This window comes from Sphingosinicella sp. YJ22 (assembly GCF_011320075.1).
Classification (GTDB): Bacteria; Pseudomonadota; Alphaproteobacteria; order Sphingomonadales; family Sphingomonadaceae; genus Allosphingosinicella.
In genome coordinates this window covers 162,884-183,569 of record NZ_JAANPA010000001.1, presented here as the reverse complement: position 1 = coordinate 183,569, position 20,686 = coordinate 162,884, and the positions used below count along the sequence as shown (strand labels likewise).

General features: G+C 67.5%; 17 protein-coding genes. 8 read left to right on the top strand and 9 right to left on the bottom strand.

The annotated features are described in order from the left end of the window. Positions 1 to 68: 68 nt before the first annotated feature. Positions 69 to 659, top strand: coding sequence for a urate hydroxylase PuuD (locus G7B71_RS00935; RefSeq protein WP_166036900.1), 591 nt, complete (start codon positions 69 to 71; stop codon positions 657 to 659). A gap of 45 nt (positions 660 to 704) precedes the next feature. Here G7B71_RS00935 and G7B71_RS00930 read toward each other — a convergent pair whose 3' ends face one another. Both G7B71_RS00930 and G7B71_RS00925 read right to left on the bottom strand, forming a co-directional pair. Beyond that, entirely contained in the window at positions 705 to 1,331 is a 627-nt protein-coding gene (locus G7B71_RS00930; protein ID WP_166036898.1) for a superoxide dismutase, read from the bottom strand. A gap of 73 nt (positions 1,332 to 1,404) precedes the next feature. Beyond that, complete coding sequence (locus G7B71_RS00925; RefSeq protein WP_166036895.1) at positions 1,405 to 1,977, bottom strand: tetratricopeptide repeat protein; 573 nt, start codon at positions 1,975 to 1,977, stop codon at positions 1,405 to 1,407. 151 nt (positions 1,978 to 2,128) lie between these two features. On the opposite strand from G7B71_RS00925, the gene G7B71_RS00920 reads away from it, so the two are divergent. Beyond that, positions 2,129 to 4,261: a malate synthase G gene (locus G7B71_RS00920; protein WP_166036892.1), complete on the top strand. Its 2,133-nt coding sequence runs from the start codon at positions 2,129 to 2,131 to the stop codon at positions 4,259 to 4,261. 172 nt (positions 4,262 to 4,433) lie between these two features. On the opposite strand, the gene G7B71_RS00915 is transcribed toward G7B71_RS00920, so the two are convergent. The 5 genes from G7B71_RS00915 to G7B71_RS00900 form a co-directional block, all read right to left on the bottom strand. After that, a complete protein-coding gene (locus G7B71_RS00915) occupies positions 4,434 to 5,369 on the bottom strand; it encodes a transposase (RefSeq protein WP_166036890.1) in 936 nt (311 codons plus the stop codon). After that, positions 5,357 to 6,355, bottom strand: a complete 999-nt coding sequence (locus G7B71_RS00910; protein ID WP_166036888.1) for a HEAT repeat domain-containing protein — start codon at positions 6,353 to 6,355, stop codon at positions 5,357 to 5,359. Before G7B71_RS00910 ends, G7B71_RS00915 begins: the two co-directional genes overlap by 13 nt. Positions 6,356 to 6,412: 57 nt before the next feature. Beyond that, on the bottom strand, positions 6,413 to 6,541 hold the full coding sequence (locus G7B71_RS15755) for a hypothetical protein (protein WP_279338387.1): 129 nt from the start codon (positions 6,539 to 6,541) through the stop codon (positions 6,413 to 6,415). Between the two features lie 162 nt (positions 6,542 to 6,703). Then, positions 6,704 to 7,327 carry a hypothetical protein gene (locus G7B71_RS00905; protein WP_166036886.1) on the bottom strand — a complete coding sequence of 208 codons (624 nt, stop codon included), beginning with the start codon at positions 7,325 to 7,327 and terminating at the stop codon, positions 6,704 to 6,706. Further along, positions 7,324 to 7,863, bottom strand: a complete 540-nt coding sequence (locus G7B71_RS00900) for a sigma-70 family RNA polymerase sigma factor (protein ID WP_166036884.1) — start codon at positions 7,861 to 7,863, stop codon at positions 7,324 to 7,326. The genes G7B71_RS00905 and G7B71_RS00900 overlap by 4 nt, the downstream gene beginning before the upstream one ends. A 196-nt stretch (positions 7,864 to 8,059) precedes the next feature. Here G7B71_RS00900 and G7B71_RS00895 point away from each other — a divergent pair, with 196 nt between their 5' ends. From G7B71_RS00895 to G7B71_RS00885, 3 genes are all read left to right on the top strand, one after another. Beyond that, positions 8,060 to 10,129: an adenylate/guanylate cyclase domain-containing protein gene (locus G7B71_RS00895; protein WP_166036882.1), complete on the top strand. Its 2,070-nt coding sequence runs from the start codon at positions 8,060 to 8,062 to the stop codon at positions 10,127 to 10,129. A gap of 126 nt (positions 10,130 to 10,255) precedes the next feature. Beyond that, positions 10,256 to 11,035, top strand: coding sequence for a hypothetical protein (locus G7B71_RS00890; RefSeq protein ID WP_166036880.1), 780 nt, complete (start codon positions 10,256 to 10,258; stop codon positions 11,033 to 11,035). 84 nt (positions 11,036 to 11,119) lie between these two features. Beyond that, on the top strand, positions 11,120 to 11,851 hold the full coding sequence (locus G7B71_RS00885) for a hypothetical protein (protein ID WP_166036878.1): 732 nt from the start codon (positions 11,120 to 11,122) through the stop codon (positions 11,849 to 11,851). A 62-nt stretch (positions 11,852 to 11,913) separates the two neighbouring features. Here the strand turns inward: G7B71_RS00885 and G7B71_RS00880 are convergent, their stop codons facing one another. Together G7B71_RS00880 and G7B71_RS00875 are read right to left on the bottom strand one after the other, a co-directional pair. Further along, positions 11,914 to 13,353 carry an aldehyde dehydrogenase family protein gene (locus tag G7B71_RS00880; RefSeq protein WP_166036876.1) on the bottom strand — a complete coding sequence of 480 codons (1,440 nt, stop codon included), beginning with the start codon at positions 13,351 to 13,353 and terminating at the stop codon, positions 11,914 to 11,916. A gap of 25 nt (positions 13,354 to 13,378) precedes the next feature. After that, positions 13,379 to 15,067: an acetolactate synthase large subunit gene (locus G7B71_RS00875; RefSeq protein WP_166036874.1), complete on the bottom strand. Its 1,689-nt coding sequence runs from the start codon at positions 15,065 to 15,067 to the stop codon at positions 13,379 to 13,381. A 264-nt stretch (positions 15,068 to 15,331) separates the two neighbouring features. Here G7B71_RS00875 and G7B71_RS00870 point away from each other — a divergent pair, with 264 nt between their 5' ends. From G7B71_RS00870 to G7B71_RS00860, 3 genes are read left to right on the top strand one after another with little or no spacing between them, the layout of a single operon-like run. Continuing rightward, positions 15,332 to 16,774 (top strand): multiheme c-type cytochrome, encoded by a 1,443-nt coding sequence (locus tag G7B71_RS00870; protein ID WP_166036872.1) that lies wholly within the window; start codon positions 15,332 to 15,334, stop codon positions 16,772 to 16,774. Continuing rightward, positions 16,771 to 18,738, top strand: coding sequence for a heme-binding protein (locus G7B71_RS00865; protein WP_166036870.1), 1,968 nt, complete (start codon positions 16,771 to 16,773; stop codon positions 18,736 to 18,738). Before G7B71_RS00870 ends, G7B71_RS00865 begins: the two co-directional genes overlap by 4 nt. Further along, on the top strand, positions 18,735 to 20,684 hold the full coding sequence (locus G7B71_RS00860; RefSeq protein WP_166036868.1) for a hypothetical protein: 1,950 nt from the start codon (positions 18,735 to 18,737) through the stop codon (positions 20,682 to 20,684). Before G7B71_RS00865 ends, G7B71_RS00860 begins: the two co-directional genes overlap by 4 nt. Positions 20,685 to 20,686: the final 2 nt, after the last annotated feature.

Sequence of the window (20,686 nt, the reverse complement as noted above, 5' to 3'; positions counted from 1 at the left end):
CGCTTCGCTCCCTTGCAAATTGTTACGGCGGGGTCACAACTGGCCGGGCAGGCAGGGGAGATACCGTCATGGCGAAGATATTGGGCAATTTTCACCTCGCGCTGGGGATCGGCGTCGTCCTGCTGATCCTCACGATGTTCGGGCTTCACGGCGGCCAGCTCGGCGACGGCAGCTATCAGTGGGCGCAGTTCCTGCGCTACCTTCACGTCATCGCGGGCGTGCTGTGGATCGGCTTGCTCTATTATTTCAACTTCGTGCAGATCCCGACCATGCCGAAGGTGCCGGCCGAGCTGAAGCCGGGCATCAGCAAGCATATCGCGCCCGCGGCCTTGTTCTGGTTCCGTTGGGCGGCGCTGGCGACCGTGATCCTCGGCCTCGCGGTCGGCGACATGCAGCAGGGCGGCTACACGGTCCGTGCGCTGACGCTCGAGGAAGGCTATCGCACCATCGGCATCGGCATGTGGCTCGGCCTCATCATGGCGGCCAATGTGTGGTTCATCATCTGGCCGAACCAGAAGCGAGCGCTCGGTATCGTGGCGGCCGAGGATGACGTGAAGTCGCGCTCCGCCTCGACCGCGATGATGGCGAGCCGCACCAACCTCATCCTGTCGATCCCGATGCTCTACTGCATGGTCGCGCAGGTCCATATCGGCGGCTGAACCCGAAGAGATGCGGCGGCCGCGAGAGCGGCCGCCGCCGAAGCGTCAACCCTCCTGGTCGGCGCGGGCGATGCCGTTGCCGTCGAGATTCTGGGCGACGAAGTCCCAATTGACGATGTTGCCGAGCACTTTCTCCGCGAAGTCCGGCCGCGCGTTGCGGTAGTCGATGTAATAGGCATGTTCCCACACATCGAGCGTGAGGAGCGGCTTCATGCCCTCGTGGGCGACCGGGCTGTCGGCGTCGTGAAGCGAGGTGATCTTGAGCGCGTCGCCGTCCAGGACCAGCCACGCCCAGCCGTTGGAGAAGTGGCCGACCGCCTCCTTCTTCAGCTCCGCGAGCAGATTGTCGGTCGAGCCATAGGCTTGGTCGATCAGCTCGGCGAGCTTGCCGCTCGGGCGCTGCCCCTGCGCCGGCGCGAGGCACTGCCAGTAGAAGCTGTGGTTCCAGATCTGCGCCGACTGGTTGAACAAGGTCTTGTCGCCCTCCGCCTTGGCGTGGGCGATCAGCCGGCTGAGCGGCATCGCGCCGAGATTCTTCTCGCCGACCAGGCCATTGGTCTTGTCGACATAGGCCTTGTGATGCTTGCCGTGGTGATATTCGAGCGTCTCGGCCGACATGAACTCGCCGAGCGCGTCCTTGGCGTAAGGAAGTTCGGGCAATGTATAGGGCATCATGTCCTCCTGAGGCTGGGATTTGCGGCCTCGCTAGCCCAGCCTCGGAGGAACGGCACCCCCTTTTTTCGGCTCAGCCGATGTTGGTCTGGCTCGCCGGCACCACGCGGAAGCGCCGCAGGTCCTCGCGCGGCGCCGACCAGTCCGGAGCGAGCTCGCTCGCCCGGCGATAGTCGTTATAGGCGGCGCGCACGTTGCCGAGCAGCTCCTGCGCCATCGCCCGGCCGTAATGGGCAAGCGCCGGCCGGCGCGTGTTGTGCTCGAGCGCCTGGCTGTACATCGCCACAGCTTCGTCCGTCCGGTCGCGCCGAAGAAGCGCCGATCCGCGATTGAGATAGGCCTCGGCCTCGCCCGGGTCGCGGCGCAAAGCCTCGTCGAAATCGCTCATCGCACCTTCGGCGTCGCCCCGGCGGAGCCGCAGGATGCCGCGGTTCACGTAGGTCGCCGTGACGTCGCGCGGCATGATCGCCGCTTCCTCCAAGGCAGCGTCGCAGCGACGCAGGTCCTGTACGCGCGGCATCATCGGCGAGTCTGCGGCCAGATAGCAGAGGCGTGCGGAGCTCGAGCCGATGACGGTAACGCCGGCAATCGCGGGGAACGGAAGCACCGCGAAGGCGGCGGCGATGAGAACATGATGCTTGGCCATGATCCTTCTCCTTTCTCGAAGGAGCCCACCGCCCGCGATCATAGCACTTTTGCGCCGCCAGCCCAACCGAGCCGCGCGGTTTCTTCGGCGCGCTTGATGCGCCCGCGCCGCTCCCGCATAGGCCGGTCAGCACAGCCGCAGGAGGCACGGTTTGACGGAGATTGTCCCGGGGCTCGACGTCGATCCGATCCTGCTCGGGTTCATCGACGGGGAAGCGCTGCCCGGCAGCGGCGCTGGGCGCGACGCCTTCTGGGAAGGCGCGGCCGAGCTGCTTCGCGCGCTGACGCCCGAGAACCGGCGCCTGCTGGCGCGCCGCGAGCAATTGCAGGCGCGGATCGACGCCCGCAATCAAGCCCTTCACGGGCACGTGCCGACGCCCGCGGAGGAAGAAAGCTTCCTGCGCGAAATCGGCTACCTGGTCGATCCGCCCGCGCCGTTCACGATCGGGACCGCGAATGTCGATCCCGAGATCGCCGACATTGCCGGGCCGCAGCTGGTCGTCCCGGCGAGCAACGCCCGCTACGCGCTCAACGCGCTCAACGCCCGCTGGGGCAGCCTCTACGACGCGCTGTATGGCACCGATGTCCTCGGCGACCTGCCGACGGGCGGCGGCTACGATCCCGAGCGCGGGCAGCGCGTGATCGATGCCGGACGCTCGCTCCTCGACGAGATCGCGCCGCTGGCGAGCGGCAGTCATGCTGACGTCTTTGCCTATCGCGTCGAACAGGGCGCGCTGGTGAGTGACCTGGGTCCGCTCGCCGACCCATCCCTCTTTGCCGGATGGCGAGGCCAGGCCGACGCGCCGGATGCCCTCCTTCTGCGTCATCACGACCTTCACGTGGAAATCGCGATCGATCGGGAGAGCCCGATCGGCAGCCAGGACAAGGCCGGTGTCGCCGACATCCTGCTCGAAAGCGCCGTCACCACGATCATGGACTGCGAGGACAGCGTCGCTGCGGTCGACGCGGAGGACAAGGTCGGCGTCTACCGCAACCTGCTCGGTTTGATGCAGGGCACGCTCGCCGCCAGCTTCGCCAAGGGCAACGGCAGCATGGTCCGGACGCCGGCGGAAGACCGAAGCTACAAGGGACCGGGCGGCGGCACCGTGACGCTCAAGGGCCGTGCGCTGATGTTCATGCGCAATGTCGGGCATTTGATGACCAACCCGATGGTCCGGATCGACGGGGAGGAAGCGTATGAGGGGCTGTGCGACGCCCTGTTCACGTCGCTGATCGCTCTTCACGACGTGCGCGGCAAGCGGGCGAACAGCGCGGCCGGATCGATCTACATCGTCAAGCCGAAGATGCACGGTCCCGAGGAAGCCGCGTTTGCCGACACATTGTTCGACCGGGTCGAGAACCTGCTCGGCCTGCCGCGCCACACGATCAAGATCGGCGTGATGGACGAGGAACGGCGCACCTCGCTGAACCTCGCCGCCTGCATCCATGCGGTGAAAGACCGGGTCGTCTTCATCAACACCGGCTTCCTCGATCGCACCGGCGACGAGATTCACACCTCGATGCGGCTCGGCCCGATGATCCGCAAGGGCGAGATGAAGTCGAGCACCTGGCTCGCCGCCTATGAGAACAACAATGTCGACGTCGGCCTCGCCTGTGGCTTCGAGGGCCGCGCGCAGATCGGCAAGGGCATGTGGGCGATGCCGGACCGTATGGCCGAGATGATGGCGGCCAAGATCGCCCACCCGCAGGCGGGCGCCGACACCGCCTGGGTGCCCTCCCCCACCGCGGCGTCGCTTCATGCCATCCACTATCACCGCACCGACGTGGCCGAGCGGCAGCGCGAGATTGCCGGTCGCGCGCCGGCGAAGCTGCGCGACATGCTGGTCATTCCCGTGGCCGAGGGCCACAATTGGTCGCCAGAGGAGGTGCGGGAGGAGCTCGACAACAACGTTCAGGGCATCCTCGGCTATGTCGTGCGCTGGATCGACGCCGGAGTCGGGTGCTCGAAAGTGCCCGACATCCACGACGTCGGCCTGATGGAGGACCGCGCGACCTGCCGGATCTCCAGCCAGCACATCGCCAACTGGCTGAGTCACGGGATCGTCTCCGACGAACAGGTCAACGAGGCCCTGCTACGCATGGCGGCGGTGGTCGACCGGCAGAATGAGGGCGATCCAGGCTACCGCCCAATGGCGGCCGATCCGCAGGGAGGCCTCGCCTTCCAGGCCGCCCGAGCGCTCATCTTCGAGGGCGAGGCACAGCCGTCCGGCTACACCGAGCCCCTGCTCCACGCCCACCGCCTGAAGCTCAAGCAAAGAGACTAAAAAAGAGGCGGCCGAAGCCGCCTCCGAGTGGGACCTCAGGACAGAGGTCTTGATCCTTCCACCGCTTGGCGGCGCGCCGAAGCGCGGCCGCGAGGGCCGTGGACACCCCCTCCAAACCGCTTAGTCACCGCCCTCGGCAAAACCTGTCGCTGCAGCCGAAAAATTTTTGTGGTCAGGCGGCGAGGTCCGGAGCGCCGTCGATCCAGTGCCGCGTCGCCTTGATGCGCTCCACTTCGCGCGCCGCCGTCGCGGCCGCGAGACCGCCCGCGCCCGCGGCCGCTTCCTCGTAGACCGCGATGCGCCCATCGACATCGTCACGCAGCGACGCCTTCGCCTGCCACGCCGCGAACCGCACGCGGCCGCTCGGATGGCTCTCCGCGCAGCTCTCGACGAGATCCAGCCCGTTGCCGCCACCGCAATGGGCGGCGAGCCTGATCAGGGTCTCGAGGCCGGTGTGGTTGACGATCGACGCCACCTCGGAGCGATCGACGTCGAAGCGATACTGGTCGCGAAAATCGGAAACCGCGGACAGCGCGATGATGTTGAGCGACACCGACAGCGAGTCCGGCGGCAGCTGGCGATGCACGTCGACATGCTTGCGGTAGAGCATGACCTTGCCTTCGCTCAGCGCCGACCGCTCTACGAAGCGAAGGTCGACCTTCTCGCCGGGATAGCCGACGACCTGGCCATACTCATATTCGTAATAGTCGCTCCAATAGCCGGGCCCGTGATAGCCGACCGTCAGGAACGAGAAATTGTGGTCGTGCGGGACGTCGTAGAAGAACGGCTCGCGGCCGCTATTGGCGAGGGCGCTGTCGCCTTCGGCCGGCCAGAAGTTCGCCCGGAGCGCGAACGTCCGCGCGCGGTGCAGCAGCAGCACCTGGGTGGTGTAGTAATTGTTCTTGAGCTGCCCGGCGCAGCGCTGCTTGAGCTCCTCGATCACGAGATCGCCGATGAAGCGGCGGTTGTTGGCCAGCCGCTTGAGCGCCGGCCCCCATTCCGCGACGCAGCCCTCGTCCTCGGGATCGAACGGGCCGGCCTCGAGCATCTCGACGAGGTCGCCGAGCTCGATCGAGTCCGCGGCTTCGGTGTCGATCACGCGAGGCATGGCACGTCCTCTCTTTCGGTCGCTTCATCATCGGCAACCAGCAGCGCCAGGGTCTGGGCGGCCGCCTCGCGCACGTCAGGATGGTCGTCGCTTCGTGCCATTTCCCGCAGGTGCGGAAGGGCGCGGTCCGCGTCGAGCCCGAGGAAGTCGCGCATCGCCGCCCAGCGCATGTAGAAATGCGGGCTCTTCAGCATCGCTTCGAACACGGGCGCCGCGTCCTGGCGGTCCATGCTGCGCAGCAGGGACAGCATCAAATGGGCGCGCGAGCTCGCTTCGTCGGTGCTGCTTGCGCCGACGAACTCGAGGGTTTCGGAATCATATTGGACGGACAGCGGCGCCGCGTCGACCTGGGTGGTCGCGTGCAGATAGACGATGTCGGACACGGCGTGGTCGATCACGAAGGTCTGCCGGCCCCCGTCGAGCTCGAGTGTCTCGCCGTCCCGCATCCGGCGGCGCTCGGCGCGGCGGCACCTGGTGCCTGCCGAGGAGCTGAAATCCCCGTCGACCTCGGGCGCTTCCCAGATCGACAGGGTCGCGTCGCCCGACCTGAGGAATTTGTAGAGGGAGCGGGTTCCCGGAAGGATGATCGAGGCTCCGCCCTGGCGGAACACGCGCTTGGCGGCGACCGCTTCGGCGGACACGACGGACAGGAAGATCATCAGCTCGGGCCGGTCGAACAGCAGCAGGCCGGTATGAACCGGGCTCGATCCGTGGCGCAGAGGCGGGCGGAAGAAGGGGTCCGAGCGCGCCGCCTGGATCAGGGGCGCGAGGCACGCCGCCACCGCGTGCTCGTCGTCGAGGAAGGTTCGGGCCGCGTCGAGCACCGCCGCGGCGCTTCGCCCCCCTGCGGCCGAGAGATCGGCCTCGAGACGGCGCAGCTCGGGCAGCGACGCGACGTGCCGCGCCACGCCTTCGGCGAGCGCCATCGTCCTGGCCTGCGCTCCGGCGTCGCCGAACCATTCGGCCAGGCTATCGCTGGCTTTCACGCTCCTGTCCTCCCCGCGAAGGTGGGCGGGAGGGGACGCCCGCCCCTCCCCATCCCGTCAGGTCGTGATGAGCGCGATGACGACGCCGACGCAGGCCGCGCCGCCGACTTCCTTCTGCTTGGCGGAACCATGCACCCCGACCCGGGTCCGCAACTCCGGGATCCTTCCGATGTCCATCTTCTTCACGTCGTCCTCCTGTCCTCTGGAGGAGGTTCGCCGTCGACTGTTGCCGCGGCATCGCCACCCCGTCGGCAACAGTCTCGAAAGGGAAGGATTCCTGTCCGGGGTTAGCGACTAAGTTGTGGACGCAACTGGGGAAACTCCCGGGAAACAGGCGGGAAAAGCTGTTTATAAGTCGACTTCGCCATCCATCCGCGCCTCGTCCTCGTAGGCCCGTCGCAGGTCCTCCAGCCGCCGCAATTCCGCCTTATGGCGATGCCGGCTGCGAAGCAGGAACAGGATCATGAGCGACAGGACCGAGAGCGTGATGACGCCGCGTTGCGAGCCCGCCCATTCGGCCAGGCCAGTGAGCACGGCGTTGGGGTCCCCGCCGGTCGTCGCTGCGCGTTTCAGAATCACGGCGAGCGGGACGATCAGCGGGAAAGCGACGAGGCTCAGCGTGTTTCGGCGCAGATTGGCCTTGGTATGGCGAATGCTGCCGGAAAGGAAACTGTCGCGATCCGTCGTCACGAGGTCACGAGTCACCTGGCGGATCATCCGCCGTTTCCAGGTCAGCCAAACCGACGCGACGATGAGGACCAGCGCCGCGGCCATCAGCAGCGGGCTGCGCGCAGCGAAAGCGGCGACGATGCTGCCTCCGATCACCAGAGCGACCATCGCCAGATCGACATAGTCGACAAGCCGGCCGCGCCAACGCGCCCTGCCGGCGAGCCGCTGAAGCTCCTCCTGCTCGGCAGCGTCCGGCTCGGCGCGCCACAGGGTCGCCAGGTCGTCGAGGTCGCCCGTGCTCATGAGCGAGTCTCCATGATGGCCTTCAGGGCGGCCCTGGCGCGCTGGCAGCGAAGCATGGCCGCGTTGCTGGTGATGCCGAGCACCTCACCGATCTCGGCATAGCTGAACTCTTCGAGGGTGAGCACGATCGCCTCGCGCTGCGGGATCGGCAGCTTCTGGATCGATTCCACGAGGCGCTGCTTCATGTCGTTCTGTACCGCGATCTCGTCCGGCCGCGGCCCGGACGACGGCAGATCCGGCGACAGCTCCTCCTGTCTCGGCTCGCGGGCACGGCGAGTCACGTGCGAAATGGACCGTTTCTGAGCGACCGAGGCGACGAAGGTCTTGAGAGAGGATTCCCCGCGGAAGGTGGCAAGCGCCATCCACAGCGCGAGCATGATGTCCTGAACCAACTCACGCCGCAAAGCCGGGTCGATCTCGTAGGACAAGGCGATGCGGTTGATCAGTGCGATGTGATGCTCGCGCGCGTGGTCGAACAGGCTCTGCCTGTCCCCCGGCGTCCCGCCGGACGAGGGGTCTAGCGGTTCTATGCTCACCGTTGCCACGCGGGCCTGAGGAGAGATGGGAACAAAGCGGCATCATGATAGACGAGGTGCGGGTTCCCGCAAGTCGCGCGGGCGATTTGCGCCGAAGCGGGTCAAATAGTCGTCCCGGGCCCGTCGACGATTGGGGCCTGTTCTTCTCGCCCGGTGCGGTCTAGCCTCCGCCCCAGGGGAAATCGGGAGGGGAGCAATGGCCGACGCGGGCACCCGGGCTGTGCAGCAGGAAGGGCGCCGCGGCCTGATCGGCGTTCGCCGGACGCTCCGCCAGATCGGCGTCGCTCGGCTGATCCTGACGCTGCTGCTGCTTGGCATCGCGCTCACCGTCGCTCGCTCCAGCTGGACGATGCCGCTCACCAGCGATGCCGAACGCGCGCTTTACGACCTGCGCTTCTTCTGGGCGGCCGACCGGCTCGGCCAGGACGACCGAATCACGCTCGTCACCTATACCGACCAGACTCTGGAGCAGCTCGGCAAGCGCTCGCCGCTCGACCGGCGGATGATGGCCCAGGCGCTTCGCGCGATCGACCGCATGAACCCGCGCGCGATCGGCATCGACATCCTGATCGACCAGGCCCAGCCCGAAGATGCCGAGCTGATCGCCACGATGCGCGCGATGCGCACGCCCACCTTCCTCGCGTTCACGACGACGCAGGCCAATCCCGAGCAGATGCAATATTGGCAGGAGCAATTCCTGAGCAACTTCCTCGATCAGGTGCGTTCGGGCCCGGTACGGCCGGCGAGCATCCAGTTCCGGCCGGACAACGCCGACGGCGTGATGCGGCGCTGGCCGGAGCTGGACCCGCATCTGCCGACCTTCCTGGCCAGCGCGATGGCGCCCGAGCATCGCGCCTTCGTCGGCTATCGCGGCGCGATCGACTATCGCCTCACCGACAGCCCCGAGATCCAGCCGTTCACGGAGCTTCCCGTCGAGATGCTGGCCTCGCTCGCCAGCGGCGACCTGCCCCCCGAGGAAAGCGCGGCGATCGCCGAGAGTCTTCGGCCGACGATCGAGGGCCGCTACATCATCCTCGGCGGCAACATCCAGCTGCTCGACGACTTCGAAACGCCGATGTCGCGGACCCGGCAGGATGGCCAGACCTTCACCAAGGGCATGATCATCCACGCGCACATGCTGTCGCAAGTGCTGGACGGGCGGATGCCGAGGCCAATCCCGGATTGGCTGCTGTGGGCGATCGCGGTGGCGATCGTCGCCGGCGGCGTGCTGACCGCCGTGCTCGAGGGCCGCGGCTGGATTCTCGGACTCGCGGTCATCGTCCAGGTCGCGCTGATCGCCGCCGTGCCGTTCTTTTTGGAAGCGAACGAGGTCGAGACCATTCACCTGCCCGCCGCGGGCTGGGGCGCCGGCTGGCTGCTTGCCGTGCTCGGCGCCGGCATCGCCGCACGCGCGGTCGGGTCGGAGCAACGCAAGTTCGCGTCCTCGGCGCTCGGCAAATATCTCCCCGCCGACGTCGCCGCCCAGATCATGCGCGATCCCGAGCGGCTCGCTCTGAAGGGCGAGAAGAAGCAGATCTACGCCCTGTTCACCGACCTCGAAGGCTTCACCAAATTGAGCCACGGCATCCAGCCGGAGCGATTGTCGGCGCTGCTCAACCATTATCTCGACACTCTGAGCGACACCGTCCTCAGCCATGGCGGCACGATCGACAAGTTCGTCGGCGACGCCGTCGTCGCCTTCTGGGGCGCGCCGATCAGCCGGCCGGACGACGCCGAGCGCGCCGTGCGGGCAGCGATCGCCATGTTCGAGGCCGGCGAGGAGTTCCGCCGAACCGCCGATGCCGACCTCCCGACGATCGGCCGCACCCGAGTCGGCCTCCACCTCGGCGACGTCGTGGTCGGCAATTTCGGCGGGCAGAAGCGAATCCAATACACCGCGCTCGGCGACGGCATGAACACGGCAGCACGGCTGGAATCCGCCAACAAGGCGCTGCAGACCAGCATCCTCGTCAGCACCGCGGTCAAGGACGTGACCGACACCGACCTCTACCGGCCGATGGGGCGCGTCGTCCTCAGCGGCCGTCCCACCCCGATCGAGATCTGGGAGCCGGTCCCGCACATGGACGCGGAGGTCCGCGCCCGCTTGCGCGACCTGTGGCAGCGTTACGATGGCGGCGACCACACTGCGCTCGGCGACATCGAGCGGGTCGCGGCGGAGCATCCCGACGACGCGGCCCTGCACAATTTCGTGTTTCGAATCCGCGAGGCGGGGCCCGGCGGTGCCTTCGTTCTGGAGTCGAAATAGCGCCGGCGCCGGCGCTCGGAATTCGACGAAGGCGGCGCGCGCCGCGTCGAATATGACGGAGCCGTAATTCTGCCGTTCAGCCTGAGCGGCGTATAAGCGGCCTCAAGACGGGTCTCGGAGGGCGACATGTCGAAGATATCCGCAACGCGCCTGGCGCAGTTCGCGCTTCTTGCAGTCGCGGCCGGCGAGATTTCCCATGCCGCCGCCGAAGTCCTCATCCTGCGCACCGACGGGCCGAGCGCGCGGCGCCTGTTCCGCGTCGGCGCGCATGTGCCGGACACCCACGTCTTCAACCTGCGCACCGGCGACCGCGTCACCGTGCTGGCGCAGGGCGGGACGCGCACCTTCCGCGGACCGGGCGCGTTCAGCGTCGTCGCCCCGCCGCAGGGCTATCGCACCGACAACGGCGTGGCGGTCCGCGTCCAGACCGGCGTGGTCCGCACCGAGCCGGTTGTCCCGGGCGTCGATCCGACTGACATCTGGCAATTCGATTCCCGCCAGAGCGGCAATGTCTGCGTGCCGGCCGGCGCGCTCCCGACGCTGTGGCGCCCGGCCGACCATGGCGGCACCCGTCTCACCATCCGCACGCTGGCGGGCGACGCCCAGTCGTTCGACTGGCCGGCGGGGCAGACCAGCTACGCCTGGCCGGCGAGCCTGCCGATCGCCAGCGGTGCCACCTTCACGTTGAACTGGGACAGCGACGCACGTCCCGTACGCATCCGCACGATTATGCTCGGCGAGAGCGAGGCCGACAATCTCGACACGCTGGCGAGCACTTTCATCCGAAACGAGTGTACCAGCCAGCTCGACACGTTCATCGCGACGCGGACGGATCCCGAGGCCCCGGTGGGCGACGCCGATGCGCGGCGCACACCGGCGCGCGAGCCGGCGGCACCGCGCCGGTGACTCGGAGCCGCAGGCAGGGCGCGGGATGCCGCGCCGCAGGATTTTGTGTATAGGACCTGCAAGGCAGGTCGGAGGGAGGTCAGATTGACTTGGAGTCCACGCAAGCGGCGGCTTGTCCAGTTCGCCGTTCTCGCCATCGCGGCAGGTGAAATCTCGGCTGCGGCGGCGGAAGTGCTCATTCTGCGCTCGGCGGGACCGTCCGCGCGCAATTACCCGGCCGGCCGCCGGGTCGCCGACACGACCAGCTTCACGCTTCGTCCGGGCGACGTCGTCGTGGTGCTCGCCAACGGCGCGACGCGCACGTTCCGCGGCCCGGGCTCGTACAGCGCCACCGGCCCGGTGCGCCGCGGCCCGCAAATGGCCGGCGGCAGTAACGTTCGCCGCCAGACCGGAGCAGTTCGCACCGACCTCCCGGCGGCTGCGGTGGCCCGCCCAGCGGATATCTGGCAGTTCGACGTGACCCAGAGCGGCCGCGCCTGCGTGCTGTCCGGGCAGCGTCCGGTCCTGTGGCGCCCGCAGAGCGACCGCGCCGTCCGCCTCACCATCACGCCGCAGAACGGTGCGGCTCAGACGGTGAACTGGAATGCCGGCCAGGCGACTCTCGAATGGCCCGCCAGCGTGCCCGTCGCCGACGGCGCCAGCTATCAGCTCAACTGGAACGGCGCGGTCAATCCGGTGCGTGTGACCACGCGGACGCTGACCGGCCTGCAGATCGGCAATGTCGATGCGGTGGCGACCGCGTTCCTCGACAACAATTGCCGCTCGCAGCTTGACGTCCTGATCGCGACCCGCGCCGCATCCGACGAGCCCGCCTGAGCGAAACCGCCGCGCCGCCCAGCCGGCGCGGCCCCTATTCGCCGGTCAGCTTCCTTGGCTGGTCAGTCGGCGCGGCGGCGGATGACGAGGTTTCGGATTTCGGTCATGTCTTCCATCGCGAAGCGCACGCCCTCGCGCCCGAGGCCGCTGTCCTTGACGCCGCCATAGGGCATGTTGTCGACCCGGTAGCTCGGCACGTCGTTGATCACGACACCGCCGACGTCGAGCCGGTCCCAGGCGTCGAACATCTGGAACAGGTCGCGGGTGAAGATGCCGGCCTGAAGGCCGAACTTGCTGTCGTTCACCACCTCGAGCGCATGGTTGAAGTCGCTGAAGCGGATCAGGAAAGCGACCGGGCCGAACGCTTCCTCGATGTTGATCTTGGTGTCGCGATCGACATTCTCGAGCAGGGTCGCCTCCAGCATCGCGCCGTCGCGCTTGCCCCCGCACAGGAGCTTGGCCCCCTTCCCCACCGCTTCCTGGATCCAGGAGTCGAGCCGCTTGGCCTCCCCTTCGGAGATCATCGGTCCGATGAACGTGTTGCGATCCTTGGGATCGCCGGCGACCAAAGTCTTGGTCTTGGCAACCAGCATGTCGCGGAAGCGGTCGTAGACCGAGTCGTGGATCAGGATGCGCTGCACGCCGATGCAGGACTGGCCGGACTGGTAGAAGGCGCCGAAGATCACCCGTTCGAGCGCGTCGTCGAGATCGGCGTCATGATCAACGATCACCGCCGCGTTCCCGCCCAGCTCAAGCACCACCTTCTTCTTTCCGGCCTTGGCCTTGAGGTCCCAGCCGACGCCCGGCGAGCCGGTGAAGCTCAACAGCTTGAGGCGGTCGTCGGTGGTGAACAGGTCGGCGCCGTCGCGGTGCGCCGGCAGGATCGAGAAGGCGCCCTTGGGCAGGTTCGTCTCGGCCAGGACCTCGCCGATGATGATGGTGCCGAGCGGAGTGCGGCTTGCCGGCTTGACGATGAACGGGCAGCCGACGGCGAGTGCCGGAGCGATCTTGTGCGCGGCGAGATTGAGCGGGAAGTTGAATGGCGAGATGAAGCTGCACGGCCCGATCGGCACGCGCTTCCAGATGCCCTGATAGCCCTTGGCGCGGGGCGAGATGTCGAGCGGCTGGACCTCGCCGGTCATCCGCACCGATTCCTCGGCGGCGATGCGGAAGGTGTCGATCAGGCGGGTGACCTCGCCTTCGCTGTCCTTGATCGGCTTCCCCGCCTCGACGCACAGCGCATAAGCGAGCTCGTCGAACCTTTCCTTGAAGCGGTCGACGCAATGCTGGAGCACCGCCTGGCGCTCGTAGCTCGCCATCCGCACCATCGGCTCGGTCGCCCGAACCGTCCCCTCGATCCCTTCCAGGATCGTCGCCGCGTCCGCCTGCGCGACGCGGAACGCGACCTCGCCGGTGAACTTGTCGGTGACTTCAAGGTCGGCATTGGGCTGCCGCGCCGCGTTGTTCACGTAGAGCGGGTAAACGTCCTTCAGCTTCACCATCTGATCCCCCAATCGATCCGGCGGATCAGGCGGGCTGCGGCTGGGCCGGCATCGCGGCGGCCGGCGCGCCGACCTTGGCGCTCAGCTCCCTCAAATCCTTGTTCAGGATCTGGTCGTTCTCGCTGTAGTCGACGGGACAGTCGATCAGGTGCACGCCCGGCGTGTCGAGGCAGGTGTGAAGCAGGTCCGGAAGGCTCTCGGCGCTCTCCACCCGATGCCCCTTGGCGCCGTAGCTCTCGGCATATTTGACGAAGTCCGGGTTGCCGTAGGTCAGGCCCCAATCCTCGAAGCCCATATTCGCCTGCTTCCAGCGGATCATGCCGTAGCTGTTATCGTTCAAGATCAGCACGGTGATATTGAGGCCCAGGCGGACCGCGGTCTCCATCTCCTGGCTGTTCATCATGAAGCCGCCGTCGCCGCAGATCGCCATCACCTTGCGGTCCGGATAGACCATCGCCGAGGCCATCGCCGAAGGCAGGCCGGCGCCCATCGTCGCCAGCGCGTTGTCGAGCAGAACGGTGTTGGGCTGGCGCGCCGGATAGTTGCGCGCGAACCAGATCTTGTAGACGCCATTGTCGAGGCAGATGATTCCGTCCGCCGGCATCGCCGCGCGGACCTGCTTGACCAGGTGTGGCGGGAAGACCGGGAAGCGCATGTCGTCGCACAGGCTTTCGGTATGGTCGACCTCAGCCTTGTGCGCGGCGAGCATCCCCTCGAAATTCCACCGGCCCGACGGCACGATGTCGTTCTTGATCTGCCAGATGGCGTTGGCGATGTCGCCGATCACCTCGATCTGGGGGAAATAGACCGGGTCGACCTCGGCCGTGTTGGTCGACACGTGGATCACCTCGGCGCCGCCCAATTTCATGAAGAAAGGCGGCTTCTCGATCACGTCGTGGCCGACATTGATAATGACGTCCGCCGCCTCGATCGCCTTGTGGACGAAGTCGCCCGACGACAAAGCGGCGCAGCCGAGGAAGAGCGGGTGGTTCTCGTCGACCACGCCCTTGCCGAGCTGAGTGGTGATGAACGGGATGCCGGTCTTCTCGATGAACTGGAGAAGCATCCGGCTCGTCATCTTGCGGTTGGCGCCCTGCCCCAGCACCAGCACCGGCGAGCGCGCTTCCTCGATCTTCTTGACCGCCGCGCGCACCGCTTTCTCGTCGGCATGCGGCCGGCGCACCAGGCTGCGCGGGATCGGCCGCGAATCGGTCTGCTCGTCAGCGACGTCCTCAGGGAATTCGAGATGGGTCGCGCCGGGCTTCTCCTCCTCGGCCAGGCGATAGGCTTCGCGGATTCGGCTGGGGATGTTGTCCGCGGATGCCAGCTGGTGCGTGTACTTGGTGATCGGGCGCATCATGTCGACGACGTCGAGGATCTGGAAGCGGCCCTGCTTCGATTTCTTGATCGGCTTCTGGCCGGTGACCATCATCATCGGCATGCCGCCGAGCTGCGCATAGGCCGCCGCAGTGACGAAGTTGGTCGCACCCGGCCCCAAGGTCGCCATGCACACGCCGACCTTGCCGGTATGACGGCCGTAGGTGGCGGCCATGAAGCCCGCGCCCTGCTCGTGCCTGGTTAGGATCAGCTTGATCTTCTTCGACCGAGACAGGCTGTCGAGCATGTCGAGATTCTCTTCGCCGGGGACGCCGAAGACATATTCGCAGCCTTCTTCCTCGAGGCATTGAACGAACAGGTCGGAAGCCTTCGTCATCTCGCCGTCTCCCCTTTGTGGCGATGCTGGACAAGGACGCAACACGAACGAGGCTGACGCGGCGAGACTGAGGATTGCCGGTTGATCCCCCCGAACCTGCTCGACTCTAATCACGATTCCGGCCCCTGTCACCCGATCCATTGGCGCTGTCCCGATGCGGCGGGCTGCGGGACTTGGCCATTGATTGCGGCTGCGCTTTTGCCCATAGTTTTGCCCGCACGTGGGAGTTGGCGCTTCACAAGGCGCCTTGTGCATGGGGGTCGGATGGGGGGCAGCCGTAACATCGCGGTCGGCTTGGCGGGCACCGCCCTGTCGCTGCTTGCAGGCTTCGCTCTGTTCATCGCGGCCGACGGCGCGGGCGCGGTCGCCCAGCAGCAGCCGCTTGCCGAAGGCACCTTCGTCGGCGTCGCCACCTGCGGCGGCACCACCTGCCACGGCCGAAGCGTCCCCAACAGTGAAGGCGAAGGCGTCGTCCGCCAGGACGAGCTGATGATCTGGCAGGACCCGGCCAGCGCCGCGGGCGCGCACAGCCGCGCCTATGCCGTGCTGGAGGACGACCGCTCCGAGCAGATCATGCAGCGGCTGCGGTCGAGCAACGGCGCCGACTGGCGCAATGCGGCGGCGAGCAACGAGCCGCGCTGCCTCGGCTGCCACTCCACCGCCGGCGATCCCGACGGCGGCGCGGCCTACCGCCCGGCGACGTTCCGCGCCGAAGGCGTCGGCTGCGAATCCTGCCACGGCCCGGCGGCGCGTTGGCTGACGTCCCATTATACGGTGCGCGGCGACCATCAGGCCAATCTCGACCGCGGCCTGCGCCGGCTCGAGGATCCGGCGGTGCGCGCCAGCGTCTGCCTCGACTGCCATTTCGGCAACGAGGCGCGCGAGCAGTTCGTCACCCACGAGATGATGGCCGCCGGCCATCCGCGCATCTCGTTCGAGCTCGACCTGTTCACCACGCTCCAGGCGCATCACAACGAGGACCGCGACTACGACCAGCGCAAGCGCCGGGTCGGCAACGCCCAGGTCTGGGCGATCGGCCAGGCGGAGGCGCTCAAGCGCTCGCTCGACCTCTACCTCAGCGACCGCGGCCGCCAGGGCATCTTCCCCGAATTCTACTTCCTCGATTGCCATTCGTGCCACCGGCCGATCAGCGACGACCCCAACCCCAATGTCCGCCGCGACCTGTTCAACCTCACCCGCCGCATCCCGCGCGGCGTGCCGCCCTACAATGACGAGAACATGATCATGCTCGCCGCGGCCGCGCGCGTCGTCGCGCCCCAGCGCGCGGCGCGGTTCGAGGCGGCGAGCTCCGATTTCCATGCCGCGATGGGCTCGTCGGCCGGCAACGCCCAGCGCATGGTCGCCGCCGCGCGCCGCCTGCGCGGGGAAGCCGACGCGCTCGGCGCCGCCTTCGCCGGTACGCCGATCGGCCGCGCCCAGGTCTTCGCCATGATCGACGCGATCACCAGCCGCGCGATCACCGAGCGCTACACCGATTATGCCGGCAGCGTTCAGGCGGTGATGGCGACCGACACCTTGCTGTCGTCGCTCGTAGCCTCGGGCGAGATCAGCCAGCAGGCGGTGATGGGTATCCGCGGCGACATCAACAGCGCCTATCAGGCGGTGCGCGAGCCCAATGTCTACGACCCAGGCAATTTCCGCGCGAGCCTCGGCCGCGCCGCAGCGGCGATCAGAAGGCTGAGATGAACCGCGCCACATCGATGATCGCCATTGCGGCCATGTTGCTCGCCACCTCATGCGGCGGTGGCGGCGGCTCGATTCCCGCTCCCCCGCCGCCCACGCCGACGCCAACCCCGCCGCCGACGACCGTGTTCGCCGTGCCGGCCCAGCAGGCGCTCAGCGTCGCCAACATCCAGCAGATCATCGCCCAGGGCGTCGCCGAGGCGCAGGCGCGCGGCATCCGCGCCACCTTCGCGGTGACCGACCGGGTCGGCAACGTCCTCGCCGTGTTCGTGATGAACGGCGCCAATCTGCAGGTCGACGTGCCGCGCGGGCCCAACGGCAGCATCCACGACCTCCAGGGCGTCGGCAACCGGCCCGGTCTCGACAACGTCCCCGCAGCGGTCGCCGCCGCCATCGCCAAGGCGATCACCGGCGCCTATCTGTCGTCGGGCGGCAACGCCTTCTCGTCGCGCACCGCCAGCATGATCGTGCAGGAGCATTTCCCGCCCTCCGCGGTCGCACGCGGGCTGGAGAGCGGCCCATTGTTCGGCGTCCAGTTCAGCCAGCTGCCCTGCTCCGACCTGTCCGCCCGCTTCAACGCTCTGGGCGGGCCCTCCGCACTGATCGGCCCCAAGCGCTCGCCGCTCGGCCTGTCCGCCGATCCGGGCGGCCTCCCGCTCTACATTGACGGCGTCGTCGTCGGCGGCATCGGCGTGTTCGCCGACGGCCTCTACGGCTTCGACCCGGAAGTGCGCGACGTCGACCGCGACGACGAGGAAGCGATCGCCGTCGCCGCGAGCCAGGGCTTCGCCGCGCCGGATGCGATCCGGGCAGAGCGGATCACCGTCGACGGCACGTCGCTGCGCTACAGCGACATGGGCGTCGCCGATCTGCTCAGCAATCCCGCCGCGGCGCCTGGCTTCGCCGCGATCAACGGCAGCGTCGGCAACCTCACCAGCGTCAACGGCTATTACGACGCGGTCGGGGGCGTGCGGCCAGGCACGGCCTATGGCAGCGAGGCGTCCGGAATCCGCGCCTCGACCGCCGCCGAATTCTCCAACCGCGACGCCTTCGTTCTGTCAAACGGCAGCGGCGCCAACCGCTACCCGATCCGCGCCGGCACCGAGGGAACGCCCCAGTCGCTCACCGCGGCCGAGGTGACGGCCGTGCTCGAGGAAGCGTTCAAGGTGATGAGCGCGGCGCGCGCGCAGATCCGCCAGCCGCTCGACAGCCGCGCCCAGGTCTCGATCAGCGTGGTCGACACCAGCGGCGCTGTGCTCGGTCTCGTCCGCTCCCCCGACGCCCCGATCTTCGGCATCGACGTGTCGCTGCAGAAGGCGCGCACCGCGATGTTCTTCTCGAGCATGATCGCCGCGCAGCAATTGCTCGGCAATCCCGACCCCGACGTGTCGATGTTCGTCGGCGCCGTGCGCACGTTCCTCGGCGATCCCAATGCGCTGACCGGGCAGTTCGCTTTCTCGGACCGCGCCAACGGCAACCTGTCGCGGCCCTATTTCCCGGACGGCGAGCTCGGCCGCCCGCCGGGGCCGTTCTCGCGACCGGTCCAGGAGTTCAACCCCTTCTCCACCGGTCTGCAATCCGCCCTGATCGAAGGCAACGTCATCCAGCACGTGCTGTTCGTGCTCGGCGCGGGGCCCGACACGCCCCAGCAATGCACGCAGAACCCGAACCCGGCGCTGCTCGCCAACGGAATCCAGATCTTCCCCGGCTCGGTGCCGATCTATCGCGGCAGCACCCTCGTCGGCGGCATCGGCATATCGGGCGACGGCATCGACCAGGACGACATGATCAGCTTCCTCGGTCTCCACAATGCCAGCGCGCGCGTCGGCTCGATCAACAATGCACCGCCGGCGATCCGCGCCGACCAGATCGTCGTGCCGGGAATCAATGTCCGCCTGCGCTGGGTCAGCTGTCCGTTCGCGCCGTTCATCGGCTCGAACGACCAGAATGTGTGCCAGGGAAAATGACGCTGGGCTCCTCCCTCATCGCGCTCGTCGCGTCGATGATGCAGCCGCCGGTCGCGGAGGAGCAGAATGCGTCGCAGCCCGCGCCCGCCGGCCAGGCCGGGCAGCCGCCCGAGGTCGAACCGCCCGCCAACACGGAAGGGCTTGGCGAGGACCAGCGCCGCCGCCCGGGCGTGCCGCAGGAAGCGCTCGAGCCGCCGGTCGAGCAGGTCAATCCCGGCGCGATCCGCTCGCCGCCGCCGGAAGCCTATCCCACCGACCATATCCCGATCCCGGACCGCTGGCGGCTCATCGACTCGTTGCGCATCAGGGGCGTCGGCGACCTCGGCTTCGCCCGCGAGAATTATCTCGATCCCTACAACCAGAACACGTTGAAGGGCGACCGGCCGATCTGCACGCCGGCGCTGCGCGACCAGCAGGACGAGGTTGGCGAACGCCATCGCCGCACACTCGGCTGCCGCGTGTTCGACAGTCTCGGCCTCGGCGGCGACGATTGGTTCTTCGTCGGCAGCGCCATCTCCGACACGGTGCTTGAGCCGCGCTCCTTCCCGATCCCGGTCGGAGTCCAGACGACCGACCGGCCGGGCAGCGTCGACGTGTTCGGGATCGGCGACAGCCTCGTCGCCGCGCAGACCGTCATCCTCAGCGCCGCGCTGATCAAGGGCAACACCGCCTACCGCCCGCCGACCGTCGAGTATCGACTGACGCTGGCGGCCCAGATGAACTATGTCGACGTCTCAGAGCGGCGCGTGCTGTTCGTCGAGCCGTCGCGCGGCACCAGCCGCCTCGACACCTGGATCGGCGTCCAGGAAGCCTTCATCGACTATCACTTCCGCGACGTCTCCGACCGCTACGACTTCGACTCGATCCGCGTCGGCATCCAGCCGCTCCAGTTCGATTTCCGCGGCTTCCTGTTCAACGACCAGAACCTCGCCGTGCGCCTGTTCGGCAACCGCGACAATAATCGCTGGCAGTACAATCTGATCGGCGTGTGGCGGCTGGAGAAAGACACCAATTCCGGCCTCAACGACGTCACCGCGAGCCCGCGCAACGACTGGATCATCCACGCCAACGTCTTCCGCCAGGACCTGCCGGTCGTCGGCCTGACCAGCGAAGCGAGCCTCACCTGGAACATCAACCGCGAAGGCCAGGACATCCATATCGACGACAACGGCTTCCCGGTGCGGCCGGCCCTGTTCGGCGATCTGAGGGGCCGCAATTACGACGCCGTCTATCTCGGCTACAATGCCGACGGCCGCATCGGCCGCATCAACCTGTCCGCGTCGCTCTCCTATGTGTTCGGCTGGGAGCAGCACAACGTCTTCACCGGCCGCCCCGCCGACATCAGCGGCTACTTCGCCGCGTTCGAGCCGAGCTACGACTTCAACTGGATCCGCCTGCGCGGCGCCGCGATGATCTCGAGCGGCGACGGCGATCCCTATAACGACACCCATGCCGGCTACGACGCGATCTTCGAAAACCCGATCTTCGCCGGCGCCGACACCAGCTACTGGATCCGCCAGACCATTCCGTTTGCCGGCGGCGCGCGCGCGGTGTCGCTCAACGGCCGCAACGGCATCCTCGCCAACCTCCGCTCGTCCAAGGAGGAAGGCCAGTCGAACTTCGTCAACCCCGGCACCCTGCTGCTCGGCGTCGGCGCCGACCTCGACATCACCCCGGACTTCCGCCTGTCGGGCAACGTCAATCACCTATGGTTCCACCGCACCGAGGTGCTCGAGGCGCTTCGCGTCGAGGGCACCATCCCCAACGAGATCGGCTTCGATATCTCCGCGGCGGCGATCTACCGGCCGAACTTCAACCAGAACCTCGTGTTCCGCGCGTCCGCCGCGGCCCTGATCCCGACGGCGGGCTTCAACGATCTCTTCACCAATGAGGGCCGCCACGATTTCTATTATTCGATCCTGTTGAACGCGATCCTGACTTATTGAGA

Excerpts from the sequence above, each read along its gene's own strand:
- G7B71_RS00935 (WP_166036900.1), top strand. The coding sequence starts at position 69 with ATGGCGAAGATATTGGGCAATTTTCACCTCGCGCTGGGGATCGGCGTC.
- G7B71_RS00930 (WP_166036898.1), bottom strand. The coding sequence starts at position 1,331 with ATGCCCTATACATTGCCCGAACTTCCTTACGCCAAGGACGCGCTCGGC.
- G7B71_RS00925 (WP_166036895.1), bottom strand. The coding sequence starts at position 1,977 with ATGGCCAAGCATCATGTTCTCATCGCCGCCGCCTTCGCGGTGCTTCCG.
- G7B71_RS00915 (WP_166036890.1), bottom strand. The coding sequence starts at position 5,369 with ATGCCTCGCGTGATCGACACCGAAGCCGCGGACTCGATCGAGCTCGGC.
- G7B71_RS00905 (WP_166036886.1), bottom strand. The coding sequence starts at position 7,327 with ATGAGCACGGGCGACCTCGACGACCTGGCGACCCTGTGGCGCGCCGAG.
- G7B71_RS00895 (WP_166036882.1), top strand. The coding sequence starts at position 8,060 with ATGGCCGACGCGGGCACCCGGGCTGTGCAGCAGGAAGGGCGCCGCGGC.
- G7B71_RS00890 (WP_166036880.1), top strand. The coding sequence starts at position 10,256 with ATGTCGAAGATATCCGCAACGCGCCTGGCGCAGTTCGCGCTTCTTGCA.
- G7B71_RS00880 (WP_166036876.1), bottom strand. The coding sequence starts at position 13,353 with ATGGTGAAGCTGAAGGACGTTTACCCGCTCTACGTGAACAACGCGGCG.
- G7B71_RS00875 (WP_166036874.1), bottom strand. The coding sequence starts at position 15,067 with ATGACGAAGGCTTCCGACCTGTTCGTTCAATGCCTCGAGGAAGAAGGC.
- G7B71_RS00870 (WP_166036872.1), top strand. The coding sequence starts at position 15,332 with ATGGGGGGCAGCCGTAACATCGCGGTCGGCTTGGCGGGCACCGCCCTG.
- G7B71_RS00865 (WP_166036870.1), top strand. The coding sequence starts at position 16,771 with ATGAACCGCGCCACATCGATGATCGCCATTGCGGCCATGTTGCTCGCC.
- G7B71_RS00860 (WP_166036868.1), top strand. The coding sequence starts at position 18,735 with ATGACGCTGGGCTCCTCCCTCATCGCGCTCGTCGCGTCGATGATGCAG.